Origin of the sequence: Streptomyces sp. NBC_00285 (assembly GCF_036174265.1) — a bacterium.
In the GTDB taxonomy this organism is placed as follows: domain Bacteria; phylum Actinomycetota; class Actinomycetes; order Streptomycetales; family Streptomycetaceae; genus Streptomyces.
Genome location: NZ_CP108055.1, coordinates 4,382,263 through 4,405,556, shown reverse-complemented (window position 1 = coordinate 4,405,556; position 23,294 = coordinate 4,382,263). Strand labels below are relative to the sequence as shown.

The 23,294-nt window shown below is 69.1% G+C and carries 16 protein-coding genes; 7 read left to right on the top strand and 9 right to left on the bottom strand.

The window, feature by feature from the left end; genetic code table 11:
- Positions 1 to 7: 7 nt before the first annotated feature.
- Positions 8 to 613, top strand: a complete 606-nt coding sequence (locus OHT57_RS20330; RefSeq protein ID WP_328747883.1) for a hypothetical protein — start codon at positions 8 to 10, stop codon at positions 611 to 613.
- A gap of 72 nt (positions 614 to 685) precedes the next feature.
- On the opposite strand, the gene OHT57_RS20325 is transcribed toward OHT57_RS20330, so the two are convergent.
- From OHT57_RS20325 to OHT57_RS20300, 6 genes are all read right to left on the bottom strand, one after another.
- Positions 686 to 1,690 carry a LacI family DNA-binding transcriptional regulator gene (locus tag OHT57_RS20325; RefSeq protein ID WP_328747882.1) on the bottom strand — a complete coding sequence of 335 codons (1,005 nt, stop codon included), beginning with the start codon at positions 1,688 to 1,690 and terminating at the stop codon, positions 686 to 688.
- Positions 1,690 to 3,939 carry an alpha-xylosidase gene (gene yicI / locus OHT57_RS20320; protein ID WP_328747881.1) on the bottom strand — a complete coding sequence of 750 codons (2,250 nt, stop codon included), beginning with the start codon at positions 3,937 to 3,939 and terminating at the stop codon, positions 1,690 to 1,692. The genes OHT57_RS20325 and yicI overlap by 1 nt, the downstream gene beginning before the upstream one ends.
- A gap of 10 nt (positions 3,940 to 3,949) precedes the next feature.
- Positions 3,950 to 4,774: a carbohydrate ABC transporter permease gene (locus tag OHT57_RS20315; RefSeq protein WP_328747880.1), complete on the bottom strand. Its 825-nt coding sequence runs from the start codon at positions 4,772 to 4,774 to the stop codon at positions 3,950 to 3,952.
- On the bottom strand, positions 4,771 to 5,727 hold the full coding sequence (locus tag OHT57_RS20310; protein ID WP_328747879.1) for a carbohydrate ABC transporter permease: 957 nt from the start codon (positions 5,725 to 5,727) through the stop codon (positions 4,771 to 4,773). The genes OHT57_RS20315 and OHT57_RS20310 overlap by 4 nt, the downstream gene beginning before the upstream one ends.
- Positions 5,724 to 7,016, bottom strand: a complete 1,293-nt coding sequence (locus tag OHT57_RS20305; RefSeq protein ID WP_328747878.1) for an ABC transporter substrate-binding protein — start codon at positions 7,014 to 7,016, stop codon at positions 5,724 to 5,726. The genes OHT57_RS20310 and OHT57_RS20305 overlap by 4 nt, the downstream gene beginning before the upstream one ends.
- Positions 7,017 to 7,164: 148 nt before the next feature.
- Positions 7,165 to 8,469: an MFS transporter gene (locus OHT57_RS20300; RefSeq protein ID WP_443053466.1), complete on the bottom strand. Its 1,305-nt coding sequence runs from the start codon at positions 8,467 to 8,469 to the stop codon at positions 7,165 to 7,167.
- A gap of 83 nt (positions 8,470 to 8,552) precedes the next feature.
- On the opposite strand from OHT57_RS20300, the gene OHT57_RS20295 reads away from it, so the two are divergent.
- The 4 genes from OHT57_RS20295 (at position 8,553) to OHT57_RS20280 (ending at position 14,272) form a co-directional block, all read left to right on the top strand.
- Positions 8,553 to 9,548 (top strand): LysR family transcriptional regulator, encoded by a 996-nt coding sequence (locus OHT57_RS20295; protein WP_328747876.1) that lies wholly within the window; start codon positions 8,553 to 8,555, stop codon positions 9,546 to 9,548.
- 481 nt (positions 9,549 to 10,029) lie between these two features.
- Complete coding sequence (locus tag OHT57_RS20290; RefSeq protein ID WP_328747875.1) at positions 10,030 to 10,845, top strand: hypothetical protein; 816 nt, start codon at positions 10,030 to 10,032, stop codon at positions 10,843 to 10,845.
- Positions 10,845 to 13,046, top strand: a complete 2,202-nt coding sequence (locus OHT57_RS20285; protein WP_328747874.1) for a glycosyltransferase — start codon at positions 10,845 to 10,847, stop codon at positions 13,044 to 13,046. The genes OHT57_RS20290 and OHT57_RS20285 overlap by 1 nt, the downstream gene beginning before the upstream one ends.
- The gene (locus OHT57_RS20280; protein ID WP_328747873.1) at positions 13,043 to 14,272 is read left to right on the top strand and encodes an acyltransferase family protein; all 1,230 of its coding nucleotides are present in this window, start codon (positions 13,043 to 13,045) and stop codon (positions 14,270 to 14,272) included. The genes OHT57_RS20285 and OHT57_RS20280 overlap by 4 nt, the downstream gene beginning before the upstream one ends.
- Positions 14,273 to 14,561: 289 nt before the next feature.
- On the opposite strand, the gene OHT57_RS20275 is transcribed toward OHT57_RS20280, so the two are convergent.
- Together OHT57_RS20275 and OHT57_RS20270 are read right to left on the bottom strand one after the other, a co-directional pair.
- Entirely contained in the window at positions 14,562 to 14,837 is a 276-nt protein-coding gene (locus OHT57_RS20275) for a helix-turn-helix domain-containing protein (protein WP_328747872.1), read from the bottom strand.
- Positions 14,837 to 15,451, bottom strand: coding sequence for a DUF2975 domain-containing protein (locus tag OHT57_RS20270; RefSeq protein WP_328747871.1), 615 nt, complete (start codon positions 15,449 to 15,451; stop codon positions 14,837 to 14,839). The genes OHT57_RS20275 and OHT57_RS20270 overlap by 1 nt, the downstream gene beginning before the upstream one ends.
- 334 nt (positions 15,452 to 15,785) lie before the next feature.
- On the opposite strand from OHT57_RS20270, the gene OHT57_RS20265 reads away from it, so the two are divergent.
- Both OHT57_RS20265 and OHT57_RS20260 read left to right on the top strand, forming a co-directional pair.
- Positions 15,786 to 18,233 carry a proprotein convertase P-domain-containing protein gene (locus OHT57_RS20265; protein WP_328747870.1) on the top strand — a complete coding sequence of 816 codons (2,448 nt, stop codon included), beginning with the start codon at positions 15,786 to 15,788 and terminating at the stop codon, positions 18,231 to 18,233.
- A 308-nt stretch (positions 18,234 to 18,541) separates the two neighbouring features.
- A complete protein-coding gene (locus OHT57_RS20260) occupies positions 18,542 to 19,261 on the top strand; it encodes a hypothetical protein (RefSeq protein ID WP_328747869.1) in 720 nt (239 codons plus the stop codon).
- A gap of 138 nt (positions 19,262 to 19,399) precedes the next feature.
- On the opposite strand, the gene OHT57_RS20255 is transcribed toward OHT57_RS20260, so the two are convergent.
- Positions 19,400 to 22,864, bottom strand: coding sequence for a DNRLRE domain-containing protein (locus OHT57_RS20255; RefSeq protein ID WP_328747868.1), 3,465 nt, complete (start codon positions 22,862 to 22,864; stop codon positions 19,400 to 19,402).
- Between the last annotated feature and the right edge of the window lie 430 nt (positions 22,865 to 23,294).

Sequence of the window (23,294 nt, the reverse complement as noted above, 5' to 3'; positions counted from 1 at the left end):
GACCGCCGTGCAGCGCTTCACCGAGTTCGACTTCGGTGTCCCGTGGGTGATGAGTTTCTTCCACCAGGACTGGTCCTACGAGGCGGACACCGCCGCCGAACTCGTTGCACGGCGCCTGCCGGACGGGGCCGGTGAGTACGCCCTGGGGGTGCGTCGCGACGCCCGGACCCTCCTCGACCGCCTTCCGGCACAGACGCTGGAGGTGTTGTGGACGGCCGGCTCGCAGTACGGCCCGGCCTTCCGGCAGACCACGGGAGCAGAGTGGACGCGTACCGTCGTCGACGTGTGCGACACCTGGCTGTCCGCGCGGACGGAGGTGCCGCCGCCGCTCACCGGAGCCGACACGGAGGACGGCCTCGCCCACCGGGACGAGGTCGTCGCCGAGATCGAGCGGATGGGCTTCCTGACCGCCGAGGTGCGCCGGGCGCTCGTGGACTGCGCTCGCGAGTGCACCCCGGACCTGGCGTTGCGGGTACTGCTGAGGGTGGTCGAGTACACCGCCGGCGCGTCGTTGTCCGAGGAGCAGTACAAGAGGCTGGAAGGCCTCGGATCGGCCCTGCACTACGGTGAGTTCGTCGTGCAGAACGTCGAGTTCCTGGTCTCCGACGACTAGAGCGAGGTCCGTGAGGGCCCCGCCTTCCACACCCTGTGGAAGGCGGGGCCCTCACGTGCAGCAGCCGAGGCGTCAGGGAACCGTCCGCCGCCCCGTGCTCGCCCGTTCCGTCATCCTCGGCGGCAGCAGGGTCGACTCCGGTACGGCCGTCCCGTCCAGCTTCTTCATGAGGAGCTCCACCGCCCGCGCGCCCACCTCCGCGGACGGCAGCGCGACCGAGGTGATGGGGACGCGGACCGAGGCGGCCAGTTCGTCGGGGCAGATCGCGGTGACCGACAGATCGGCCGGGACCCGCAGGCCGAGTTGCTCGAAGGCGTCGACCAAGGGTTCGAGCAGGGCCTCGTTGTGAACGACCACGCCCGTCAACGCCGGTTGTTCGCGCAGCAGTTGCTCGGCGAGCGCGCGGGCCCCGCCGGGCTCGCAGGGGTGGACGGCCGACGACATCCCGCTGCGGTCGGCGGCGGCCGTGAAGCCCTGGACCACGCGCTGGGCGAACGCGGTCCGGCGGACGTAGACCTCCGGCGGGGAGCCGATCAGGGCCACCGAGCGGTGGCCCAGGCGCGCCAGGTGCTCCACGCACGCCTCGCCCGCCGCCCTGAAGTCGAGGTCGACGCAGGTCAGGCCCTCCGGGGCGGCGGGGAAGCCGATCAGCACGGACGGCAGGTCCAGCGACCGCAGCAACGGCAGCCGGGGATCGTCCAGTTGGACGTCCATCACGATCAGCGCGTCCACCAGTGCCGTGTCCGCGACCCGGCTCAGTCCGTCCTCGCCCTCCTCCTGGGTCAGCAGCAGCACGTCGTGGTCGTGGCGCCGGGCCGTCGTCACGACCGACACCGCGAACTGCATCACGGTCGGGACGTGGATCCCGGACCGCAGGGGCACGACCAGCGCAAGCACGTTGGACCGTCTGCCGGCCAGGGCGCGGGCACCCGCGTGCGGGCGGTAGCCCAGCTCGCGGATGGCCGCCTCGACCCGCTGCCGGGTCTCCTCGGAGATCGGGCGCTTGCCGCTGAGGACGTAGGAGACGGTGCTCGGGGAGACCCCGGCCCGCCGCGCCACCTCGGTGATCTTCGCCATCAGCCAAGCTCCAGGGAGAGGAACCCGGTCCCGGCCCGCGCCCGCGCCTCGCGCCCGCCCGCGGCGAGACCCCAGGGCGCCGACGGGTCCGCGCAGGACGCCCGGAGCGTGTCCCCCTCGCGTACGACGGTGAAGGCGACCTCGCCGACCCGCACCGTGACCTGCTCGCCCCGCCCCAGGCCGTACGCCCGCAGGGTCACCCCGTCGGCGTGGTCGTAGTCGGGCCGGTCGTCCACCGCGCCGATCGGGAGCACGGCACCCGGCCTGACCAGCAGCGGCACACTGAGGAAGTCGTGCTTCTCGCGCACCCAGCGCGGCCCGGTCACCGTCTCGCCGGTCACGAAGTGGGTCCAGGTGCCCTCGGGGACGTAGTAGGAGACCTCGCCCTCGTCGCTGAACACCGGGGCCACCAGCAGGTCGGGGCCGAGCATGTACTGCCGTTCCAGATGCGCGCATCCGGGGTCGTCCGGGAACTCCAGGACCATCGCCCGCATCACCGGCACGCCCTCGGTGTGGGCGGTGCGCGCGGCCTCGTAGAGATACGGCATGAGGCTCAGCTTGAGGCGGGTGAAGTGCCGCAGTACGTCCACGGACTCCTCGTCGAACAGCCACGGCACCCGGTAGGAGGAGCTGCCGTGCAGGCGGCTGTGGGAGGACAGCATGCCGAAGGCCAGCCACCGCTTGAACAGGGCGGGTGTCGGGGTGCCCTCGAAGCCGCCGATGTCGTGGCTCCAGAAGCCGAAGCCGGACAGGCCGAGGGAGAGTCCGCCGCGCAGCGACTCGGCCATCGACTCGTAGGTCGCCTCGCAGTCGCCGCCCCAGTGCACCGGGAACTTCTGGCTGCCCGCGGTCGCCGAGCGGGCGAACACCACCGCCTCCTCCTCACCGCGGTGCTTGCGCAGCACGTCGAAGACGGTCTGGTTGTAGAGGTAGGTGTAGTAGTTGTGCATCCGCTCCGGGTCGGAGCCGTCGGACCACTCCACGTCCAGCGGGACCCGCTCACCGAAGTCGGTCTTGAAGCAGTCGACGCCCTGCGCGAGAAGCGCCTCCAGCTTGCCGGCGTACCAGTCGCGGGCGGCCGGGCTGGTGAAGTCGACCAGGGCCATGCCGGGCTGCCACAGGTCCCACTGCCAGACGCTGCCGTCGGGCCGCTTCAGGAGGTGGCCGAGGGTCTTGCCCTCCGCGAACAGGGGCGATCGCTGGGCGATGTACGGGTTGATCCACGCGGAGACTCTCAGGCCCCGCGCGTGCAGCCGCGCCAGCATGCCCTCGGGGTCGGGGAAGACCCGCGGGTCCCACTGGAAGTCGCACCAGTTGAACTCGCGCATCCAGAAGCAGTCGAAGTGGAAGACGGACAGGGGCAGTTCACGCTCCCGCATGCCGTCGATGAAGGACGTCACGGTCTCCTCGTCGTACGACGTCGTGAAGGACGTCGACAGCCACAGGCCGAACGACCAGGCGGGCGGGAGGGCCGGGCGGCCGGTGAGGGCCGTGTACTTGCGGATGATCTCCTTGGGGGAGGGCCCGTGGATGACGTAGTACGTCAACTCCTGGGTCTCCGCGCTGAACTGGACGCGCGACACGGCCTCCGAGCCGACCTCGAAGGAGACCTTGCCCGGGTGGTCGACGAAGACGCCGTAGCCCGCGTCCGTCAGGTAGAACGGGACGTTCTTGTAGGCCTGTTCGGTGGCGGTGCCGCCGTCGGCGTTCCAGATGTCGACGACCTGGCCGTTCTTGACCAGGGGTCCGAAGCGTTCGCCCAGGCCGTACACGGAGGTGCCGACGGTGAGGCCGAGCTGCTCACGCAGGTAGTGCGCCCCGGCGGCGTCCCGCATGATGCCCATGTTCTTGGTGCCGCTGCTCGTGAGGACCCGGCCGTCGGCGAGGAAGTCGACCTGCCAGGGCCCCGAGCGGGCGAACCGGACCGACAGGGTGCCGGAGGTGAGGGTCGCGAACTCCTCGTCGGACCCGGAGTGTGGGGTGAACTCCTCTTTGGCGAGGTCGAATTCGGGGCCGTCCGGCTGATCGCCCTCGAAGTGGGTGAAGGTGATGCCGATGACGTCGGGCATCGGCGCGTGGGCGCTGATCGTCACGACCGGTCCCTTCAGCAGGTCGCCGCGGTGGCGGATGGGCTGGGACGGCGCGTGGATGTCGAGCCCGCCGTCCGACGCGACGACCTCGTGGACCACGGCCGGATGGTCCGCGGTGACGCCCTCCCGCAGCAGCCAGTAGCCGTCGGTGAATTTCATGTGGGGGTCCTTATTTGACGGCACCCACGGCGATGCCGCGAGTGAGGGTTCGCTGGAAGACGAGGAAGAACACGATCGCGGGGAGCACACCGAGCAGGGCGGCGGCGTTGGTCATCGTGGCGTCCATCAGACGCTGGCCCTGCAGGACGCCGAGGGCCACGGACACCGTCTGGTTGTCGTTGGAGATCAGCATGACCAGGGGGAGCAGGAACTCGTTCCAGGTCCAGATGAAGAAGAAGACCAGCAGCACACCGAGGGTGGGGCGGCTGACGGGGACGACGATCCGCCACAGGACCTGCCACTTGTTCGCGCCGTCGATGCGGGCCGCTTCGAGGATCTCGCGGGGGAACTGGCCGAGGACGGAGGCGAGGAGATACGTGCCGAAGGCCGCCTGGATCACCGTGAACACGATGATCACGCTCAACCTGGTGTCGTAGAGGCCGACTTCCTTGCTCAGGTAATAGACCGGGTAGACCAGCGCCTCCTGCGGCAGCATGTTCGCGAGGACGAAGAAGGCCAGGACCCAGGTACGGCCCTTGATCCGGCCGATGCCGATCGCGTAGGCGTTGAGGACCGACAGGACGACGGCGAGTACGGCCACCGAGCCGCTGATCAGCACCGAGTTGACGAGCTTCTGTCCGAAGTCGACGCGCTCCCAGAAGTCCTTGATGCCGTCCGTGTAGAGGCCGTCGGGGAGGCTCAGGGGGCCGTGCTGGGCGTACTCCGCGGGGGACTTGAAGGCGTTGACCGTGACGATCAGGAACGGCACGACCATGAACAGGGCGGCGATGCACAGGGCGATCAGCACCGGGTAGCGGCGCAGGGCGGCGGTCATGACGCGTCCCCTTCCTCCGCGCGGGACTGGAGTCCCAGGCCGATCAGGGAGAGCGCGAGGATGATCACCGTCAGCACGGTGGAGATCGCGGCGCCGTAGCCGACCTGGGTCTTCTCGAAGAACGTCGTGAAGGAGAAGTAGGAGGGGACGTTGGTGGCGCCGCCCGGCCCGCCCTTGGTCAGGACGTACACCGCGCCGAACACCTTCAGTGCGGCGATCGAGCACCAGGTCAGGACGACGTAGATCTCCGGGCGGATCTGCGGCAGCGTGATGTGCCAGAAGCGGCGCCACCAGCCGGCGCCGTCCAGCTCTGCGGCCTCGGCCAGCTGGGGGTCGGCGCGTTGCAGTCCCGCCATGAAAATGACCAGGGGGAAGCCCAGTTGGACCCAGACCATCACGCCCATGACGCTGTAGAGGGCGAGGTCGGGGTCGCCCAGCCAGTCCTGCTGCCAGCTGCCCAGCCCGACGGCCTTCAGGAGCGAGTTGAGCGAGCCGTTGTCCGGGGCGAGGATCCAGCTCCAGACGATGCCCGCGACCGCGATCGGCAGGACCTGGGGGAGGTAGAAGCAGGCGCGCAGGACGGCGGCGATCCGGGTGCCGAAGTGCTTGCCGACGTGGTCGAACAGGGCGGCGGCCAGGACGAGCCCGAGGGCGGTGGGGATCGCCGCCATCGCCACGACCATGAACAGGCTGTGCCGGAAGGACTCCCAGAACTCCGAATCGTCCATCAGCGCGCGGTAGTTGGCGAGCCCCGACCACTGCGGGGAGCCCACGCCCTGCCAGTCGGTGAAGCTCACGTACGTGTTCATCACGAACGGCAGGACGATGACCGCGAGGAAGGCGAGCGTGCCGGGGAGCAGGAAGAGGGCGTAGGAGTCACGGGGGCGGCGCGGGGGCCGGGCGGCGTCGCCCTTGCCGACCGCCCGCGCACCCCGTTCGACGGTCACCGTCATTGCTTCGGCGCGCCCTTGTCGTAGGCCTCCTGCAGATCGCTGAGGTAGCCGTCCGGCTTGTCGCTGCCGGTGATCAGCTTCTGGGTTCCGGAGACGAGGACGTCGTAGAAGCCGGGGACCGGCCAGTCGGGGTAGAACGCCAGGCCGTCGTCCTTGGACAGGGTGTTGAAGTCGTCGATCAGTGCCTTCGACCGGGGGTCGGTGATGGCGGAGGCATCGGCCGCGACCGGGACGCCGCCGGAGTTGCCCAGCAGGTTCTGGATCTTCTCCGACAGGGTGATGTCGATGAAGTCGTAGGCGAGGTCCTTGTTCTTCGAACTCTGCGGTACGACCCAGAGGTTGCCGCCCGAGCCGAGGGTGAGCTTCGAGCCGGGCCAGCGGAAGGTGCCCCAGTCGAACTTGTTGTCCGTCGTGAAGCGGCCGTACCACCAGCTGCCGGAGAACAGGATCGGCGTCTTGCCCGAGGTGAAGGAGACGCCGGCGGCCTCCTCGTTTTGGCCGCTGGAGGACTTGCTGAAGTAGCCCTTCTTCACCCAGTCGGCGAAGGTCTCGGCGCCGTACGTCCAGGCCGCGTCATGGAAGTCCGTCTTCCCCTTGTACAGCTGGTAGGCGTTGACCCAGGAGCGGTCGGCCTTCGACAGTGCCAGCTGGTACAGGTACTGCTGGGCGGGGTAGGCGGCGCCGCCGTTGGCGAGCGGGGTGATGCCCTTGGCGACGAACTTGTCCATGGCAGCGGTGAGTTCGTCGAGGGTCTTCGGTACGGCGATGCCGTACTTCTTGAAGAGGTCCTTGTTGTAGTAGGCCATCGTGTACTCGGCGTAGTTGGGGATGCCGAACCACTTGCCGGATCCCATCACGCCGTTGGTGTCGTACAGGCTGGTGGTGCGGACGCTCGGGCTGAGCTTCTTGTCCCAGCCGTGCTTGGTCACCTCTGCCGTGAGGTCCGTGAGCAGGCCCTGCTTGGAGAGCAGGCCCGCGGTCGCGTTGCCCTTGTTGTACTCCATGATGTCGGGCGCGTCCGAGGAGTTGAGGACCATCGGGGCGGTCTTCTGCATCTGGTCGAAGCTCTTCTCCTCGACCTTCACCTGCACGCCCGGGTGCCGAGCCTCGAACTCCTTGATCGCCTCGTTCCAGGCGATGCCCATCGCACTGGTCGGGCTCTCGTAGTGCCACAGCCTGAGCGTCTTTGCGTCGGAGGACCCGCTGTCCGAGCCTCCGCAGGCGGTCATCAGCAGCGATCCGGTCAGGATCACCGCCGTCGCCACCACACGCCGTCGTGCCGTCAACATCCCGTACCTCCGGGCGAGTCGGATGGTGCTTCGGGCCGTACCGCCTGGCAGGGTCGTCGATTCGATTCGATTCGACGACTCCTGTCGAAGCGCTTCGACACAGGAACGTATGTGGCGCCTTCGAAGGCCGTCAATGGGTTGTGCAGGATCAGGCGAAGCGATTCGACGATCCGGCCGAAACGAGTGCGATCATCAGGGCCGCCGCAGCCGCCGTGGCCGGAACGCCGTAGCCCGCCACCGGCGACACGTGCTCCACCGTCCAGCCGCCGGCCGCGCTCCCGCAGGCGATCCCGCCGAGCAGGCCGGTCACCGCGAGGGTCAAACCCTCGTTCAGGCGGCCGGGCGGGGTGCGCCGCTGGACCAGGGCCATCCCCGTGACCATCGTCGGGGCGGTCGCCATCCCGGCGACGAGCAGCGTGGCCGCCAGGACGAACAGGGAGCCGGTGAGGGCGGCTGCCAGCAGGGGCAGCGTCAGCAGGGCGGTCATGGCGGCGACGCACCACACGTACCGGACCTCGGCGGAACCGGTCCACCGCGTCGCCCCGTACACCAGCCCCGCCGCGCACGAACCGGCCGCCTGGAGCGCCAGCACGACCCCGGCCGCCGAGCGGTGTCCCTGCGCGTCGGCGAACGCGATGGTGACGACCTCCATGGAGCCGAAGACGGCACCGAGGGCGAGGCAGACGGCGAGCAGCGGCGGGATGCCGGGGGCGCGGAAGGGAGCCGGTGAGGGGGAGCGCTCACGCACCGGTGGCTCCGTCGAACGCTGTGCCGCGAACACCAGCACGCCCGTCACCAGCAGCACCATCCCGGCCAGCGTGCCCGCCTCCGGGAACAGCGTCCCGCACAGCAGGGCCGCGAGCACCGGCCCCGTCATGAAACACGCCTCGTCCACGACCTGCTCGAAGGAGCTCGCGACATGCAGCAACTGCTCGTCGCCGTCCAGGAGATGGGCCCAGCGGGCGCGGGACATGCCGCCGAGGTTGGGGGTCGTGGCGGTGGCGGCGTAGGACAGGAAGAGCGTCCAGGCCGGCGCCCCGAAGCGGACGCAGAGCAGCAGCGCGAGCGAGCCCAGTGCCGCAAGTGCCGTGGCGGGTACGGCGATCCGGGCCTGGCCGTGCCGGTCGACGAGCCGCGCGGTCCACGGGGCGACCACCGCGGTCGCCGCCAGACCTGTCGCGGTGACGGCACCGGCGAGGGCGTACGACCCACGCGTCCCGGCGATCATGACGACCGCGCTGACGCTGAACATGCCCATGGGGAGGCGGGCCAGGAGGTTCCCGACGGTGAAGGCGCGGGCGCCGGGGGTGGCGAGGAGGCGGCGGTAGGGGCCGGGGGTGCGCGGGGTGCGCGGGCCTCGTGGGCTGAAGTCGACGATGACGAGGGCGTCGGCGGTCGTCGTGAACATCGGTCGGGGCGGCTGTCGAGGTGGCTGTCGGGGCGGTTGCGGCATGGACCCACCGTCGCGCGGAGCCGATCAAGGGGTCCAACACCTTCTCCGCGCCGATTCACGCACCTGTGTTGTAAGTTCGCCGGATGCCCGCGCCCCCTCCGGTCTCCGGTCCCGGTCCCCGCCACCTTGACCCCCGCCTCCTGCGCGCCTTCCTCGCCGTCGCCGACGAACTCCACTTCACGCGCGCCGCGGCCCGTCTCTACGTCGCCCAGCAGGCGCTCAGCCGGGACGTGCGGCGGCTGGAACGGGAGCTGGGCGCCGAGCTGTTCGTGCGGACGACCCGGCAGGTGACGCTGACGGCCGACGGCGAGCGGCTGGTGCCGTACGCCCGACGTGCCCTGGATGCCCAGGACGAGCTGCTCGCCGCCTTCGGGCAGGCCAGGCCGCTGCTGGTGGACCTGAACTCCCCGGGCCTGGCCACCGGCCGCAGCGTGCTGCACCGGGCCCGCGAACTCGCCCCCGACCAGGAGCTGATGGCCCGCTACGAGAGCGGCCTGACCGGTGCGGCGGGAGAGTTGCTGGCCGGCCGTCTCGACGTGTCCTTCGGCCGGTTCGCCGGCCTGGACCCGGCGCTGCGGGCGGCCCTCGACCACCAACCCGTGCGCTACGAGCCCATGGCGGTCGTCCTGCCCGAGGGGCACCGGCTGGCGTCGCTCGCACAGGTCCCGCTCGCGGCGCTGGAGGGCGAGACCGTGTACGCCGGGGCGGGAAATCCGCGTACTCCGGAATGGACCGATCTCGCTCGTCGGCTGTTCGAAGGCCGGGGCATCGAGATCGCCCCGCCGGCGCCGCTCGCGGTCGGCGACGAGGAGTTCCAGCGGATCATGGCGAAGACCCGGAACCCGATTCTCGTGGTGGTGGATTTTCCGGCCATGCCTGCCGGCGTGCTGCGTCCGCTGGTCGACCCGGTACCTCTGTCGCCCGTGTCCCTGGTGTGGCGCAAGGGCCTGACGCATCCCGCTCTCGATGCCCTGCGACGGGCCGCAATCGAACTCGGCGTCGAACATGACTGGCTCCGCCGACCCGTTGATGGATGGATTCCGGCCATCGACGAGCGTCATATGACCGTCCGTCATTGACACGCGGCACACACACAACCTTCGCGTGCGATACATTCGTGACTTGAGCAAGATGTGATAAAAGGGGCGCTTGGGCTGGGTGGGGGCCCGGTTCGACCGGTTGTATTCAGGGTCGTACGCGCACCTGGACGGTCCTGTGGGGGGATGTATGCGCGTGAAAAAGTGGCGGGAAGAAGCCCAACCGGAATGGCCCGAGGCTGCATCAGGCACCCAGGCCGTACAGGCGGTCGGGGCCGGCACCCAGACCTTCCCGGAAACCGGAACGGCTCCGGCCGCAGAGACCCGAGTCCCGGAGACCCGAGCTCCCGAGACCCGTGCCCCCGAGGCTCGAACCCCTGAGGCTCGAACCCCGGGCGCGAGGCTCCTTGACGCGGGAGGCGCGGGAGGTCCGGGCGGCCCGGGCGGCGCACCGGACTTCCCCGGGGCCCCGAGAGCGGACCGCGCGAGCGGCTTCCCGGAGCAGCCCGGCCGTAGGTCCGTCGTGCGCGACCCGTGGGACGAGTCCGGCAGCACCGAGGAGTCCGGCAGCACCGCCGGGCAGAACCACGACCCGGACGAGGTGACCGTCCAGCTCGACGGCGGAAGCGCCGACAGCCGCATCGAGGGCAAGCCGGCCGGCGACAGCGCGGCCGAGGGCTCCGACGGCCCGGTCTTCGTCGACGAGTCGGGGCGCCGCGGCCGCAGGTACCGCCGCATCGGCTTCGCCGTGGGCATCGCCTGCGCGGTCTACGCCGTCGTCATCGTCGTCACCCTGCTGTCCGGCAACTCCAACGCACCCTGGGTGCCGATGACCGGTCCGAAGGACGACGCCCCGGCCGGCAAGGTGGACACCAGCCCGGTGCCGGCGGAGTCGGCGCGGCCTTCCGCCCCCGTGGGTGTGCTGCTGCCGGGGATCACCCCGACCGTGCGCAGCGGAGTGACACCGGCTCCCGCGATCAGCGGGACCGCACCCGGGGCCACCGCGAGCCCGGGCAGGACCGGGGCGCCCGTCGTCCCGTCGGCGCCCGCCACCCAGCCGGGCGGCAACCCGTCGGCGAGCACCCTCCCGTCGGCGACCCCGACGCAGTCGGTCAACCCGCCGGCCAGCCCCACCCCGACCCCGCCCGTCACCCCCAGCCCCGACCCCTCGGTCGCCCCGAGCGAGACCGCGGGCGGTGGCAGCGCCGGGCCCGGGACGGTCGCCGACGGCCCGGCCGAACCCTCACCCATCGCATCGGAGACCTCGGGCACCGGCACCACCGCTGCCGCCACACCGTCCGAGGTCCCGCCCGCCCCGTCCCCGGAGCACATCCTCTGATGGCATCCCGCACCCGCCGCCCGGGGGCCGCACCAGCGGTCCCCGACGGTTCCAGGCGCCGCCGCCTGCCCATGCGCCTGCTGCTGCCGCTGCTCGTCCTCGGCGCCCTGATGGCGATGCTGATGCTGCGCGGCTACGTCCACAGCGAGATCCTCGCCGACCACCGTATCCAGGCAGAGGCCTCGACCGACAAGGTGCCGGAGAAGATCCTCGACGGCGGCCCGGTGATCGACACCCGCAGCGGCCGCGCCACCAGCCTGCAGATGCCCGACCGCCGCATCGTCCTGACCTTCGACGACGGCCCCGACCCGACCTGGACCCCCAAGGTCCTGGACGTCCTCAAGAAGCACCACGCGCACGCGGTCTTCTTCGTCACCGGCACCATGACCTCCCGCTATCCGGACCTGGTCCAGCGCATGGTCGACGAGGGCCACGAGGTCGGGCTGCACACCTTCAACCACCCCGACCTGTCCTTCCAGTCGAAGAAGCGCATCGACTGGGAGCTCTCCCAGAACCAGCTCGCGCTCGCCGGGGCGGCCGGCATCCGCACCTCGCTGTTCCGCCCGCCGTACTCCTCCTTCGCCGACGCCATGGACAACAGGTCCTGGCCGGTCACCGAGTACATCGGCTCCCGCGGCTACGTCACCGTCGTCAACAACACCGACAGCGAGGACTGGCAGAAGCCCGGCGTCCGGCAGATCCTGCGCAACGCCACCCCGAAGAGCGGCAAGGGCGCGATCGTGCTGATGCACGACTCCGGCGGTGACCGCCACCAGACGGTCCAGGCGCTCGACCGGTTCCTGCCCGACATGCAGGGCAGGGGCTACGCGTTCGACAACCTCACCGAGGCCCTCGACGCGCCCAGCGCGCTCACCCCGGTCGCCGGACCCGAGCTGTGGAAGGGCAAGGCGTGGGTCTTCCTCGTCCAGGCCTCCGAGCACATCACCGACGTCCTCGTCGCCGGGCTCGCCGTCATCGGCTCCCTGGTCATCGGCCGCTTCCTGCTGATGCTGCTGCTCTCGGGCATCCACGCCCGCCGGGTGCGCCGCAAGGACTTCCGCTGGGGAGAGCCGGTCACCCAGCCGGTGTCGGTGCTGGTCCCGGCGTACAACGAGGCCAAGTGCATCGAGAACACCGTGCGTTCACTGATGGCGAGCGAGCAGCCGATCGAGATCATCGTCATCGACGACGGTTCGAGCGACGGCACCGCCCGGCTCGTCGAGGCGATGGGCCTGCCGAACGTCCGGGTCGTCCGCCAGCTCAACGCGGGCAAGCCCGCCGCCCTCAACCGCGGCCTGGCGAACGCCCGTCACGACATCATCGTGATGATGGACGGCGACACCGTCTTCGAACCGGCCACGGTCCGTGAACTGGTGCAGCCCTTCGGCGACTCGCGCGTCGGAGCCGTCGCGGGCAACGCGAAGGTCGGCAACCGGGACTCGCTGATCGGCGCCTGGCAGCACATCGAGTACGTGATGGGCTTCAACCTCGACCGCCGGATGTACGACATCCTGCGCTGCATGCCGACCATCCCGGGCGCGGTGGGAGCGTTCCGGCGCTCGGCCCTGGAACGCGTCGGCGGCATGAGCGACGACACGCTCGCCGAGGACACCGACATCACCATGGCCATGCACCGGGACGGCTGGCGCGTGGTGTACGCCGAGAAGGCGCGCGCCTGGACCGAAGCCCCGGAATCCGTCCAGCAGTTGTGGTCCCAGCGCTACCGCTGGTCCTACGGCACCATGCAGGCGATCTGGAAGCACCGGCGCGCACTGGTGGAACGTGGCCCCTCGGGCCGTTTCGGCCGCGTGGGTCTGCCGCTGGTCTCGCTGTTCATGGTCGTGGCGCCCCTGCTGGCGCCCCTGATCGACGTGTTCCTCCTCTACGGCGTCGTGTTCGGCCCGACCGAGCGGACGATCGTGGCCTGGCTGGGCGTCCTCGCGATCCAAGTGGTCTGCGCCGCCTACGCCTTCCGGCTGGACCGCGAACGCATGACCCACCTGATCTCACTGCCGTTGCAGCAGATCCTCTACCGCCAGCTCATGTACGTCGTGCTGCTCCAGTCCTGGATCACAGCGCTCACCGGCGGCCGTCTGCGCTGGCAGAAGCTGCGCCGCACGGGGGTCGTCGAGGCGCCGGGCGGACCGGTGCCGCGACAGCGGTCGGGCAGTGAGAGCGACGAACGGAGGCCGGTCGGATGACGCAGGACTACGCGGCGGGTCGGCACAACGCCTCCGTGCCGGAACAGCGTGGGGCTGCGCCCGCAGCGCCCAAGGCACCCGGCCGGGACCGCTACCTGGACCTTCTCCGCTCCCTCGCCCTGGTCCGGGTGGTCCTCTACCACCTGTTCGGGTGGGCGTGGCTGACCGTGCTGTTCCCGTCGATGGGCGTGATGTTCGCGCTGGCGGGCTCGTTGATGGCCCGTTCGCTCGGCCGGCCCACGCTGAGCGTGATCAGGGGCCGGGTCCGCCGACTCCTGCCGCCGCTGTGGGCGTTCAGCGCGGTGGTGCTGCCGTTGATGTTCCTGGGCGGCTGGAACCTTTCCAAGGACCCCGACCACAGCGGCACTTGGGGGCTGCTGGAGATGGTCAACTACGTCATCCCGATCGGCGCGCCGCCGTATCCCTGGGAGGTCGGCTTCCCGTCGAGCCTGCTGGAGAGCACGTGGGCGGACCAGGCGGTGGGCCCGCTGTGGTACCTCCGCGCGTACCTCTGGTTCGTGGTGGCGTCCCCGCTGCTGCTGTGGGCGTTCCGCAGGGTGCCGTGGGCGACCCTGCTCGCCCCGCTGGCCCTGACGGCCGTGCTGGGCACGGGACTTGTGACCATCCCCGGCGAACTCGGCAACGCGGTCACCGACTTCGCGGTCTACGGCAGCTGCTGGGTCCTCGGCATCGCACACCACGAGGGGGTGCTGGCGAAGGTCCCGCGCTATCTCGCCGTCTCCGGCTCGGTCATGGTGATGGCCTTCGCCCTGTGGTGGGCCTCCGGCCATCTGGGCCCCGATGGCTGGGACCTCAACGACATCCCGCTCGCCCAGGCGGCCTGGTCCTTCGGGTTCGTGGTGATCCTCCTCCAGTACTCGCCGTCTTGGCAGGAACTGCCGGGCCGCCTCGCCCGCTGGGACAAGCTGGTGACCCTCTCCAACAACCGGGCCGTCACCATCTACCTCTGGCACAACTTGCTGATCATGGCCACGGTCCCGATCATCGACCTCGCCTACCGCCTGCCCTTCATGCAGAGCGACCGCGCGGTCGCCGCGCTCGACGCGACGGACATGCTCTGGATGTTCGTCCTGGTCTGGCCGCTGATCGGGCTCGCGATCCTGGCGTTCGGCTGGATCGAGGACCTGGCGGCCAAGCGGCGTCCGAGGCTGTGGCCGAACGGGGTTCGGCGGGGGCGGGCGAAGGCGCGGGTGACCGCGGGGTAGAGGGCTGAGCGGTCGGTCTGCTGACGGGCTGTCGGGCTGTCGCAGCGGCCGTGGAGTTGAGGACCGTACGGGTCTCAGCGGTGCGTCCGGCGGGGCGTCGGCTGACTGAACGCCGGTCTCTCCCGACAAGCTGCCGGGATCCCAGCGCGGTCGGCCCGACCGCCCGCCGGGACGCCTCAGCGGCGGCCGAGCCAGCGGACCAGGCCGATCGCCAGGGTGGCCACGACGATCACGGTGACCAGGATCGCGATCTTCATTCCCGTGTCCATGGTGCTGAACATGTGTACTCCTATGTCTGGTTGCCGGGCGCCGGGTCGGACGTCCGGTCGGAGGGCTGTTCGGGGCGGTGGCTGAGCAGGTCTCCCGGCTGGCACCGCAGTACTTCGCAGATCCGGGTGAGGGTCGTGAACCGGATGGCCTTCGCGCGGCCGTTCTTGAGCACGGACAGGTTGACGTTGGTCACGCCGACGCGGCTCGCGAGTTCGGTGACGGTCATGCCGCGCTCGCTGAGAAGCCTGTCGAGGTGGACCTCGATGTGGTGGCCCTCGTGCTCGTCGGCGGCCATCAGACGACCCCTTCGAGGTCCTCGCGCAGGGCCGTGCCCACGCGGGTGATCCGCGCGAAGACAAGCAGGCCGAGACCGGTCAGCACGGCCAGATAGGGCGGTGTCCACAGCTCCAGCCAGGCCCCGGCCGTGAAGTCCGAGGTCCTGGACAGTGCCGCGAGCAGCGCCGCCCCGGCGTTCGCCTCGGTGATCGCGGCCACCAGGCTTCCGACGAGCAGCCACCAGCCGAGCAGCCGCAGCCGGGACGCGGTCCGTTCGGTGTGGACACCGTCCCGTGCGGCTCCCCGCAGCAGCCGGTCCAGCAGGAAGAGACCGCTGATCAGCAGCAACGTCGAGGGCAGGGTGCCGAGTTGGTGCAACAGGACCAGATGCGCGTCGGGTGACTCGGCGCAGTAGCGGGGCACCGCGTCGACCTGCGCGCCGCGCTCGGCGACGATGCCGGTGGCGACTCCCGAGACGGTGGTCGACCAGTCGGTGACGCAGATGACGGTGTCCGTCCAGCTGCCGCGTACGACTCTGAGGACGAGCCCTGCCGTCAGGAGGGCCACCAGCACGCGCAGGACTACGGACACGACCGTGGCCATCGGTTCGAGCAGCTTCCGGTCTCCGGACATGTCGCCCCCCTATCGTTTTTCGATGTTATCGAGGAACGATAAGGCTGGATGACGTGAAGGCGCAACCCCCGGGTTCTCGACCTTTTCGGGCATGTTGCCGCGCGACCCTCAATTGCAGCTCAAATACGTGAAGAATGCTCGCTCATGGCGTGTCCGCCGTGGAAGGATCATGCTGCGCGGGGTCGCCGGGGGAAATGGCGGAAACCGCTTGCACGGGGGGTGGGCAGACCTGAATGCGGTTGATTGATTTCGCGCGTGGCGCGCTTTCCCTGTTCTGATTCTCCATTCACACGCATGCGGGCTCAGTCATGCCCGTTTACCTTTCGAGAGTGACATGAAGAGACGAATATGGACGACGGTCGCCACCACGGTGATGGCCGTGACACTCGGCGCGATTCCGGCCCACGCGGCCGTGTCGACCGTGTCGGCCGGTTCGACCGTTTCCGCGGGAAGTGCCGTGGCGGCGGGAAGTGCCGTGGCGGCCCCGGCGGAGGACGACCCGATCGATCCACCGCTGTACGACCGGACTGCCGGCGGTGGCACCGTCCGGGTCATCGTCGTCACCGAGAACCGTGACGACCTCTCCGGCGCCGCGAGTGTCGGCGAGACCGTGCAGACGTACGAGACCCTGCCGATCGTCACCCTGCGGGTCGACAGGTCCGGACTGGACGAACTCGCCGGGCAGGACGGGGTCGTGAGCGTCACCGAGGACACCCTGGCCGAGCCCACGCTCGACGAGAGCATCCCGGTCATCGGCGCCGACCACGCCATCAAGGCGGGCAAGACCGGCAAGGGAAGCGCGATCGCGGTCATCGACACCGGCGTCGCGACCAACCACCCGTTCCTGGGCGGCCGGGTCGTCGCCGAGGCCTGCTTCTCGCCCATCGACGCCGCCTACGGTGCCACCAGCCTGTGCGGCAACGGTGCCGCCACCCAGGAGGGCACCGGCGCCGCCAACTCCGCCGCCGGAGTCTGCGCCACCATGGAAGGCTGCGAACACGGCACCCATGTCGCCGGCATCGCCGCAGGTGACGGCACCGGCCTCACCGGCGCCCCGGCCACCGGGGTCGCACCCGACGCCGACATCGTCGCCATCCAGGTCTTCTCCAAGTTCGACTCCGCCAAGTACTGCGGGACCGCCGCCGCCACCCCCTGCGTGCGCAGCTTCACCAGCGCCCAGATCGCGGCACTGGAGAAGGTGTGGCAGCTCAAGCAGGGCGGCACCCCGATCGTCGCCGCCAACCTCAGCCTGGGCTCGGCGAGTTACACCAGCGCCTGCACCAAGGACGCCCGTAAGGCCGCCATCGACAAGCTCTTCGACGCGGGCGTCGCCACCGTCGTCGCGGCCGGCAACAACGGCCTGGCCACCGCGGTCAACGCCCCCGCCTGCGTGCCCAACGCCATCTCCGTCGGCGCGACCACCGACGACGACGAGATCGCCTCCTTCTCCAACCACGGCCCGCTGCTCGACGTCTTCGCCCCCGGCAACGGCATCATCTCCTCGGTTCCCGGCGGCGGTTACGACTCCCTGAGCGGCACCTCCATGGCCACCCCGCACGTCACCGGAGCGCTCGCCGTGCTCAGGCAGGCGTATCCCACCGAGGGCCTCGCCAGCCTGGTGTCGCTGCTCGCCACCACCGGCTCGCCCATCACCGACGAGGCGGGGGTGACCGTTCCCCGTATCGACGTGGGCAAGGCGGTCGCCGCGGTCGATCCGAAGCCCGAGGCGGACAAGAAGCCCCGCGCCTTCCAGGTCGACAACGACAAGGACATCGCCATCCCGGACGCGCCGACCGGCGGTACCGGCACCCCGGTCACCTCCCCGTTGACCGTCGCCGAATACCCGGGCAACGCGCCGAAGAACCTCAAGGCGTTCGTCAACATCACCCACGCCTACCGGGGCGACATCAAGCTGGAGCTGCTCTCCCCGGCCGGCTCGACCTACCTGCTCAAGGCCGCGAGCGCCACCGACGGAGCGGACGACATCGTCGCGGAGTTCACCGTCGACGCCTCCGCCTCGCCCGCCAACGGCGAGTGGAAGCTGCGGATGAGCGACACCGACGACGGGGACGCCGGCACGCTGACCACCTGGTCGCTGATCTTCCCGACGCCGTTCGAGAGCACCACGGCCAAGGCCATCCCGGACTCCGGCACCGTCTCCTCCACCATCGATGTGACCAGCGTCGACGGCAGAGCGGCTGGTCCGCTCCAGGTCTACGCGAACATCACCCACACCAGGATCGGCGACCTGCGGCTCGTCCTGACCAGCCCGGACGGCAAGTCGTACACCCTCAAGCCCTACGGCTCCGAGGCCGGCGGCACCCTCCAGACCACCTACGGTGTGGACGCCACCGACGCCGTCGCGAACGGCACCTGGACGCTGAAGGTGACCGACTCCGCCACCGGGTCCACCGGTGACCTCAAGGGCTGGTCGCTCGGGTTCCCGTCGTACGAGAACCAGACCGTGAAGGCCATCCCGGACAAGGACTACACGGAGATCTGGACCAAGACCTCAGGCCTGTCCGGCGTCGGCTCCGCCAAGCTCCAGGTGTACGTGCACGTCGAGCACCAGTACCTGGGTGACCTCAAGATCGACCTGATCGCGCCCGACGGCTCCATGCACCTGCTGAAGGACAACGGCGAGCAGGCCGGCGGCACGCTCAAGAAGGTCTACACGATCGACGCGACCGATCTGCCGGTCAACGGCTGGTGGAAGCTCCGCGTCGACGACGTGGCCACCGGCGACACCGGGACGGTGAACAACTTCGTCGTCCGGTTCTGATTCCGGTCGGCCATCGAATTCCCTGGGAACGCCCTGCACGGCACTGTGCCGTGCAGGGCTTTTTCATGCCCGGAAAACAAAGCTCAATTGAAGCTCAAATAAGCCGGAAAGGGCTTTCTCGGCACCGCTTGTCATGGAAGGATCATGCATGAGCGGGGACGCCGGGGGAGGAAAGGCGAAAACCGCTTGTAGGGGGGCGTGGAAATCTATTTTCCTGCTGCTCTGTGCAATTCGTGTTGCTCATCCACGTAACGGAGGCAGTAGATATGCGTAATACCGTGAAGGCAAACCGTAAGAGACTCGTCGGAATGGCCGTCGTCACGGCGGCGGCGCTGAGCATGGTGGCCATGCCGACCACGGCGTCCGCGGACGACACCGGCACCACTCCCGAGGCCTACGAGTCCTACCTCGTGGAGCAGGTGGAGCTGGGTGACGGGGACGCCCAGGAGACTCTGGACCAGTACCAGGAGCTGTCCGAGGGCGAGCAGGAGCAGTTCGTCACGCTCCTCAACGACCCGCAGCGCGGCCAGGAGCTCGGCGACTTCCTCTCGGACGTCTCCGACGTCGAGTCCATCGACGAGGAGAACTACACCACCGAGCTGCGCAAGGAAGCCGCGGACGGCGACGTCGTGCTGGAGGCGACCCTCGGTGTGGAGGAGACCGAGACGCCCCCGACCACCGACGAGGAGCTCTCCGACCCGAGCGCCCGGTACTACGACCGGAGCGCCTGGTACAGCGTCTCCGACACCATCTTCGGCGTGAAGGTCACGACGGTGAAGATCGGCATCAACTACCGGACGACCTCGTCCCGCGTCGTCAAGGCCTACAACGGCTGGGCCTCGCACCGTAACTACGTGCCGTTCGCCGAGTTCTCCAACAGCCCGGTCAAGGAGTGGATCTCCTCCGACCCGGCGAACAACGCCACCGCCGAGACGATCTGGCAGGGCAAGTGGGCGGGCTTCAGCTGGGACGCCCGCGAGCGCATCTGGGCCGACCAGGGCGGCTTCAAGGGCGGCTACCTGAAGTAGGCCCCGGCCCTGTCACCATGACGCCGGCCGTACCGAGCGATGTCCGTTCGGTACGGCCGGCGTCGTTGTTGTGGCCAGCGTCGTGGTGGTCGGCGGGGCGCACACGCGGGTCGCCCCGGGCCTACGTCCCCCTCCCTGTCACCCGATGGCGATGCGGGTCTGCCAGTAGCTCGACGGTCCGATGATCTCCGTGCCGGAACCCGAAAGAGCGGTCTTGCTGCCCACGTGGAACCGCACAGAACCGTTGGCGCGAACCGCCCAGATGTCGGGGATGCCGTCGCTGTTGGCGTCCGGTGTCCCCATCAGCAGCGGGACGTCGGAGCTGAACCAGCCGGAGGCGCCGTACTCGGTGTCCGTACCGCCGGAGGAATTGGCTGCGGAGGTAAGGGAGTTGAGGTCGGTCCCGCCGCCGCTCGCGGCGATGCCCTTGCGGAGTAGGAGACGTCCGGAAGCGTCGGTGCGGTAGATCATGTCGGCGGTGCCGTCGCCGCTGACATCCATGACGGTCACCAGATCGCGACTGGCCCAGGAGGTGGCCGACAGGAGGACGGCCTGGTCGACCGTCGCCCCGTGGTAGCCGGTCAGTGCCCACAACGCGTCGCCGACGGTGGCCAGGAAGTCGGTACGGCCGTCCCCGGTGATGTCGCCCGCGGCGACGATCTGGGTGAGGGCGGAGGGGCTGGGAGCGCCCGCGGGGAGCAGGATCTCCTGCCGCCTGTCGGTGTTGACGGCGCCATAGCCGTCTCCGGGGTAGACCCACAGTCTGCCGCCGACCCGCACGACGAGGTCCTGGAGACCGTCACCGCCGTAGATGTCGCCGTTGTGGGTGATCAGGGCGCCGGTGAAGTGCCCGTTCGCGGCGGCCATGAACGGCGGCAGGCCGTCGTTGCCGTTGGGGTCCTTCTCGGGGTTCGCGCGATAGGCGCCCGGCATCGAGTAGTCCAGATCGCCGGTGCCCTTGGTCAGGTCGGTCGGCAGGGACTGGGAGGGGTACAACCCGAGGTTGCCGTCCTTGGTGACGACCATCATGTCGGGCAGCTGGTCGCCGGTGAAGTCGCCGGGTTTGTCGGCCTGGTCGCGTGGGGTGACGTAGAAGAAGTACTTGGTCGGCTCGGACACGTTACCGGCGCCGTCCACCGTGCGGACATAGAGCACGTTGGGTCCGGCGGAGGGCGGCTTGGCGTTGCCGATGCTCGCCCAGACAGTCGTAGCCGTGCCGTTGAGTCGGGGCACACTGCCGGTGTAGCTGGGGGAGTTGTAGCCGTACTCGTAGCGCACGACGTCCGTGTTCAGGGCCCGCACGGCGAAGGTACCGGCGGTACCGAACTTCGTCACGGACCACTTGGTGTCCTCCCCACCGCTGCCGAAGCCGTTCTGGCTGCCGTCGGCGTTGGGGAAGTCGGTGGACGTCACCACAGGGGGACGTGGTGCGGTGGTGTCGAGGACGAAGCGGCAGGGCGTTTTCGGATACCAACCAGAGGTGGAGCCCGCGTCGTCGAAGACCTGCACCCGCCAGGAGTACGTGGCGCCACTCTTGAGCTTGCTGGTGGCGAACCCGTCGGTGGTACCCAGGGCTGTGCCTGTATTAGCGGCTAGGTCGATCCTGCCGGTCGACTTCAGCAGATCGCCCGTGGTGTCCCACTTCCCCGTCTCCCACAGGTCGAAGTCGAAGCGGTCGAGGTTCTTGTCCTTGTCCGTGGCCTTGGCCGTGAAGGTCAGATCTGCGGAGCCCATGCGGACGTACGGCTTCGTGGTGGTGCACTTGCCGTCGGGGCCGAGGTCGAGGGAGTCCGAGACGATTGAGGGCTTGCGGTTGTAGACGAGTTCCAGCACCGGTGCGCCCTGGTCGCCGTCGGCGATGAACTTCTTCCATGCGTACTGGGAGTCCTCGTCCCGGGCACGCAATCCGAAGGTGATCATGTCCGCGCCCGTGTCGGCTCGCTTCTGGGCGCCCTTCCTCACGTCGAAGGTCTCGTAGGCGTCGCGGCAGCCGGACTTGTAACCGTGCGCGAAGCTCTTGGTGGTGAGCTTGTTTCCGTCATGCAGTTCGGGCGCGTTGTCCCAGTTGGTGTGTGAGTTGACCTCGCTCGTGAGGTGCACGCTCATCGAGCGTGCCTGGCAGGACCAGGAGTATGTCTCCAGCAGGCGCAGCTTGGCGGTGTCGATCTTGGTGCCCTTGAGGTCCTTGTCGAAGGCGATGTTGAAGAACGACCGTGACGTACCCCAGGTGTCGGACTCGAAGCCGACCCGAGCCTCGTGCGTGCCGCCTTTGTTGAAGCCCCTGCCGTTGTAGAACGTGGCCTTGGGATGGCGATCGTAGGCGGTGGTCCAGCCCTGGGTGTGCTTCTTGACGGACGGGTCGATGAAGACCGGGTAGGTCGTTGCCGGGTCGCTGAGGAAGTCCTGATCGGGCGTGAGGGTCCATTGCCCCGTGGACAGATCGGCTTTCACCAGTTCACCGCGCGAGTTGGGCGACGGCCCGTCCAGGGAGGGCAGGCTCAGGCTCGCGGAGGAGCCCGTCTGGGGTGGCGCCGGGGTCGGCTCGCCGGGGGCTGAGGGGAGCGGGGCCTCCGAAACGGTCGGTTCCGGACCATCGCTGGCGGAGGGGAGGACCTCGGTGTCTGTGTCGCTCTGCTCGTCGGACTCGACTTCCTCCTCCGACGGGCTGGGAGTGTCCGAGAGCGTGTCCGTCGGGGAGCCCGTCGGATCCGGGGACTCCGCCTCGGTGGGCTGAGCGGTGGCGCCGACCTGCCCGTCGGTGACGGCCGGGGTGCCACTGCTGTCCCACATCAGCGGGGTCGGAGACACGGCGACCTCGTCGTTGGACAGATTCACCGCGCTGACCATTCCTGACAGCGGATCCAGACGGAACGAGAGATCGCTGGAATGCAGACCGTAGGTCATCTGCCGGACATGCGGGTCGGACGCGGCCTGCCGGTTCTTCACCACGAGGGTCTGGCCGAAGCCGTCGTCGTCCGCCGTCAGCACCAGGTCGCCGCCCGGGAAGATCTCCGGGTACAGGATGCGATTGCCGTCGACGATCGGCGTCGGTATGGAGCCCGGCCAGGTCAGCTGGATGGTGTGGTCACCATTGTCGCCGACATACAGGGTGGCCAGGGGAGTTCCGGTGTCGGCGGCTGCAGAGCTCACCAGGGAGACGCGGTGCGCGGTCGAGCGTGAAGAGCGCTCTTCGTCACGTTCCTCCGACCCTGCGGAGAACACCATCCGGGTGTTGGTGGCCTTCGGCTCCCAACCCTGCGCGGTGCGGTGCAGGTTGGGGTCGATCCCCTTCCACTCGCCGTCCACCTTGGCCCGGATCGGGGAGGAGTACAGCTGCTTCGCCATCTGGCCGTCGGGCCGGGCCCATGTGGTGGAACGGGCGGTGCGAGCCGCGGTCACCTCGACGGACTTCCCCGTCCTCGCAGCCCGCGCGAGCGCGACGGATTCGGTGACCGTCGGACTGCTTCGGCCGCGGGCCCTGTCGTCGTGGACGTCGTCGGACAGCCGGAAGCCGACGTAGACGATGCCGGTCGTGGTGACCGCGGCGGCGAGCAGTGCCGCTCCGGCCCGACGGCCGGGCAGGCGGCGCCGGTTGTGCGTCATCGGGCGGGTTCCCCTTCCCCCTCGTGTGGCCAGCCGATGATGACCTATGGGGGAACTGTCGTCACCCTGTGCAGATCTTCGGGGCTTCCTCCCTTGCGCGGGCGCGCTGCTCTGGAAGGAGCGTCGAGCGATCCTGGGCACCCGCTCGCAAAGCGATGTGAACCAGGGCAAATAGTCTGCATCGGCATGCCTTATGTCGCAAGGTTCTTGAATTTCCTCAATGGTCGATAAAGGGGAAGTCAATCCCACGTAAAGCGAAATCCCGCTTTGAAGGGTATTCGCAGCGTAATGATGTGTTACACACGGTGACGATCATCACATCGGTCCGTCGCATCTGGTGTTTTTTCACAGAGTGATCACAGAATCTGTGCTCTCAGGTAAGTCGTCACGCGTGGTCCTTCATCGGTCCCGCTTCAAGTGGTCCGGGGGG

What these genes read in the sequence shown, in the direction of transcription:
- OHT57_RS20260 (WP_328747869.1), top strand. Translation starts at nt 18,542, where the DNA reads ATGGCCGTCGTCACGGCGGCGGCGCTGAGCATGGTGGCCATGCCGACC.
- OHT57_RS20280 (WP_328747873.1), top strand. Translation starts at nt 13,043, where the DNA reads ATGACGCAGGACTACGCGGCGGGTCGGCACAACGCCTCCGTGCCGGAA.
- yicI (WP_328747881.1), bottom strand. Translation starts at nt 3,939, where the DNA reads ATGAAATTCACCGACGGCTACTGGCTGCTGCGGGAGGGCGTCACCGCG.
- OHT57_RS20315 (WP_328747880.1), bottom strand. Translation starts at nt 4,774, where the DNA reads ATGACCGCCGCCCTGCGCCGCTACCCGGTGCTGATCGCCCTGTGCATC.
- OHT57_RS20275 (WP_328747872.1), bottom strand. Translation starts at nt 14,837, where the DNA reads ATGGCCGCCGACGAGCACGAGGGCCACCACATCGAGGTCCACCTCGAC.
- OHT57_RS20285 (WP_328747874.1), top strand. Translation starts at nt 10,845, where the DNA reads ATGGCATCCCGCACCCGCCGCCCGGGGGCCGCACCAGCGGTCCCCGAC.
- OHT57_RS20270 (WP_328747871.1), bottom strand. Translation starts at nt 15,451, where the DNA reads ATGTCCGGAGACCGGAAGCTGCTCGAACCGATGGCCACGGTCGTGTCC.
- OHT57_RS20265 (WP_328747870.1), top strand. Translation starts at nt 15,786, where the DNA reads ATGAAGAGACGAATATGGACGACGGTCGCCACCACGGTGATGGCCGTG.
- OHT57_RS20305 (WP_328747878.1), bottom strand. Translation starts at nt 7,016, where the DNA reads ATGTTGACGGCACGACGGCGTGTGGTGGCGACGGCGGTGATCCTGACC.
- OHT57_RS20255 (WP_328747868.1), bottom strand. Translation starts at nt 22,864, where the DNA reads ATGACGCACAACCGGCGCCGCCTGCCCGGCCGTCGGGCCGGAGCGGCA.
- OHT57_RS20295 (WP_328747876.1), top strand. Translation starts at nt 8,553, where the DNA reads ATGCCCGCGCCCCCTCCGGTCTCCGGTCCCGGTCCCCGCCACCTTGAC.
- OHT57_RS20325 (WP_328747882.1), bottom strand. Translation starts at nt 1,690, where the DNA reads ATGGCGAAGATCACCGAGGTGGCGCGGCGGGCCGGGGTCTCCCCGAGC.
- OHT57_RS20310 (WP_328747879.1), bottom strand. Translation starts at nt 5,727, where the DNA reads ATGACGGTGACCGTCGAACGGGGTGCGCGGGCGGTCGGCAAGGGCGAC.
- OHT57_RS20300 (WP_443053466.1), bottom strand. Translation starts at nt 8,469, where the DNA reads ATGCCGCAACCGCCCCGACAGCCACCTCGACAGCCGCCCCGACCGATG.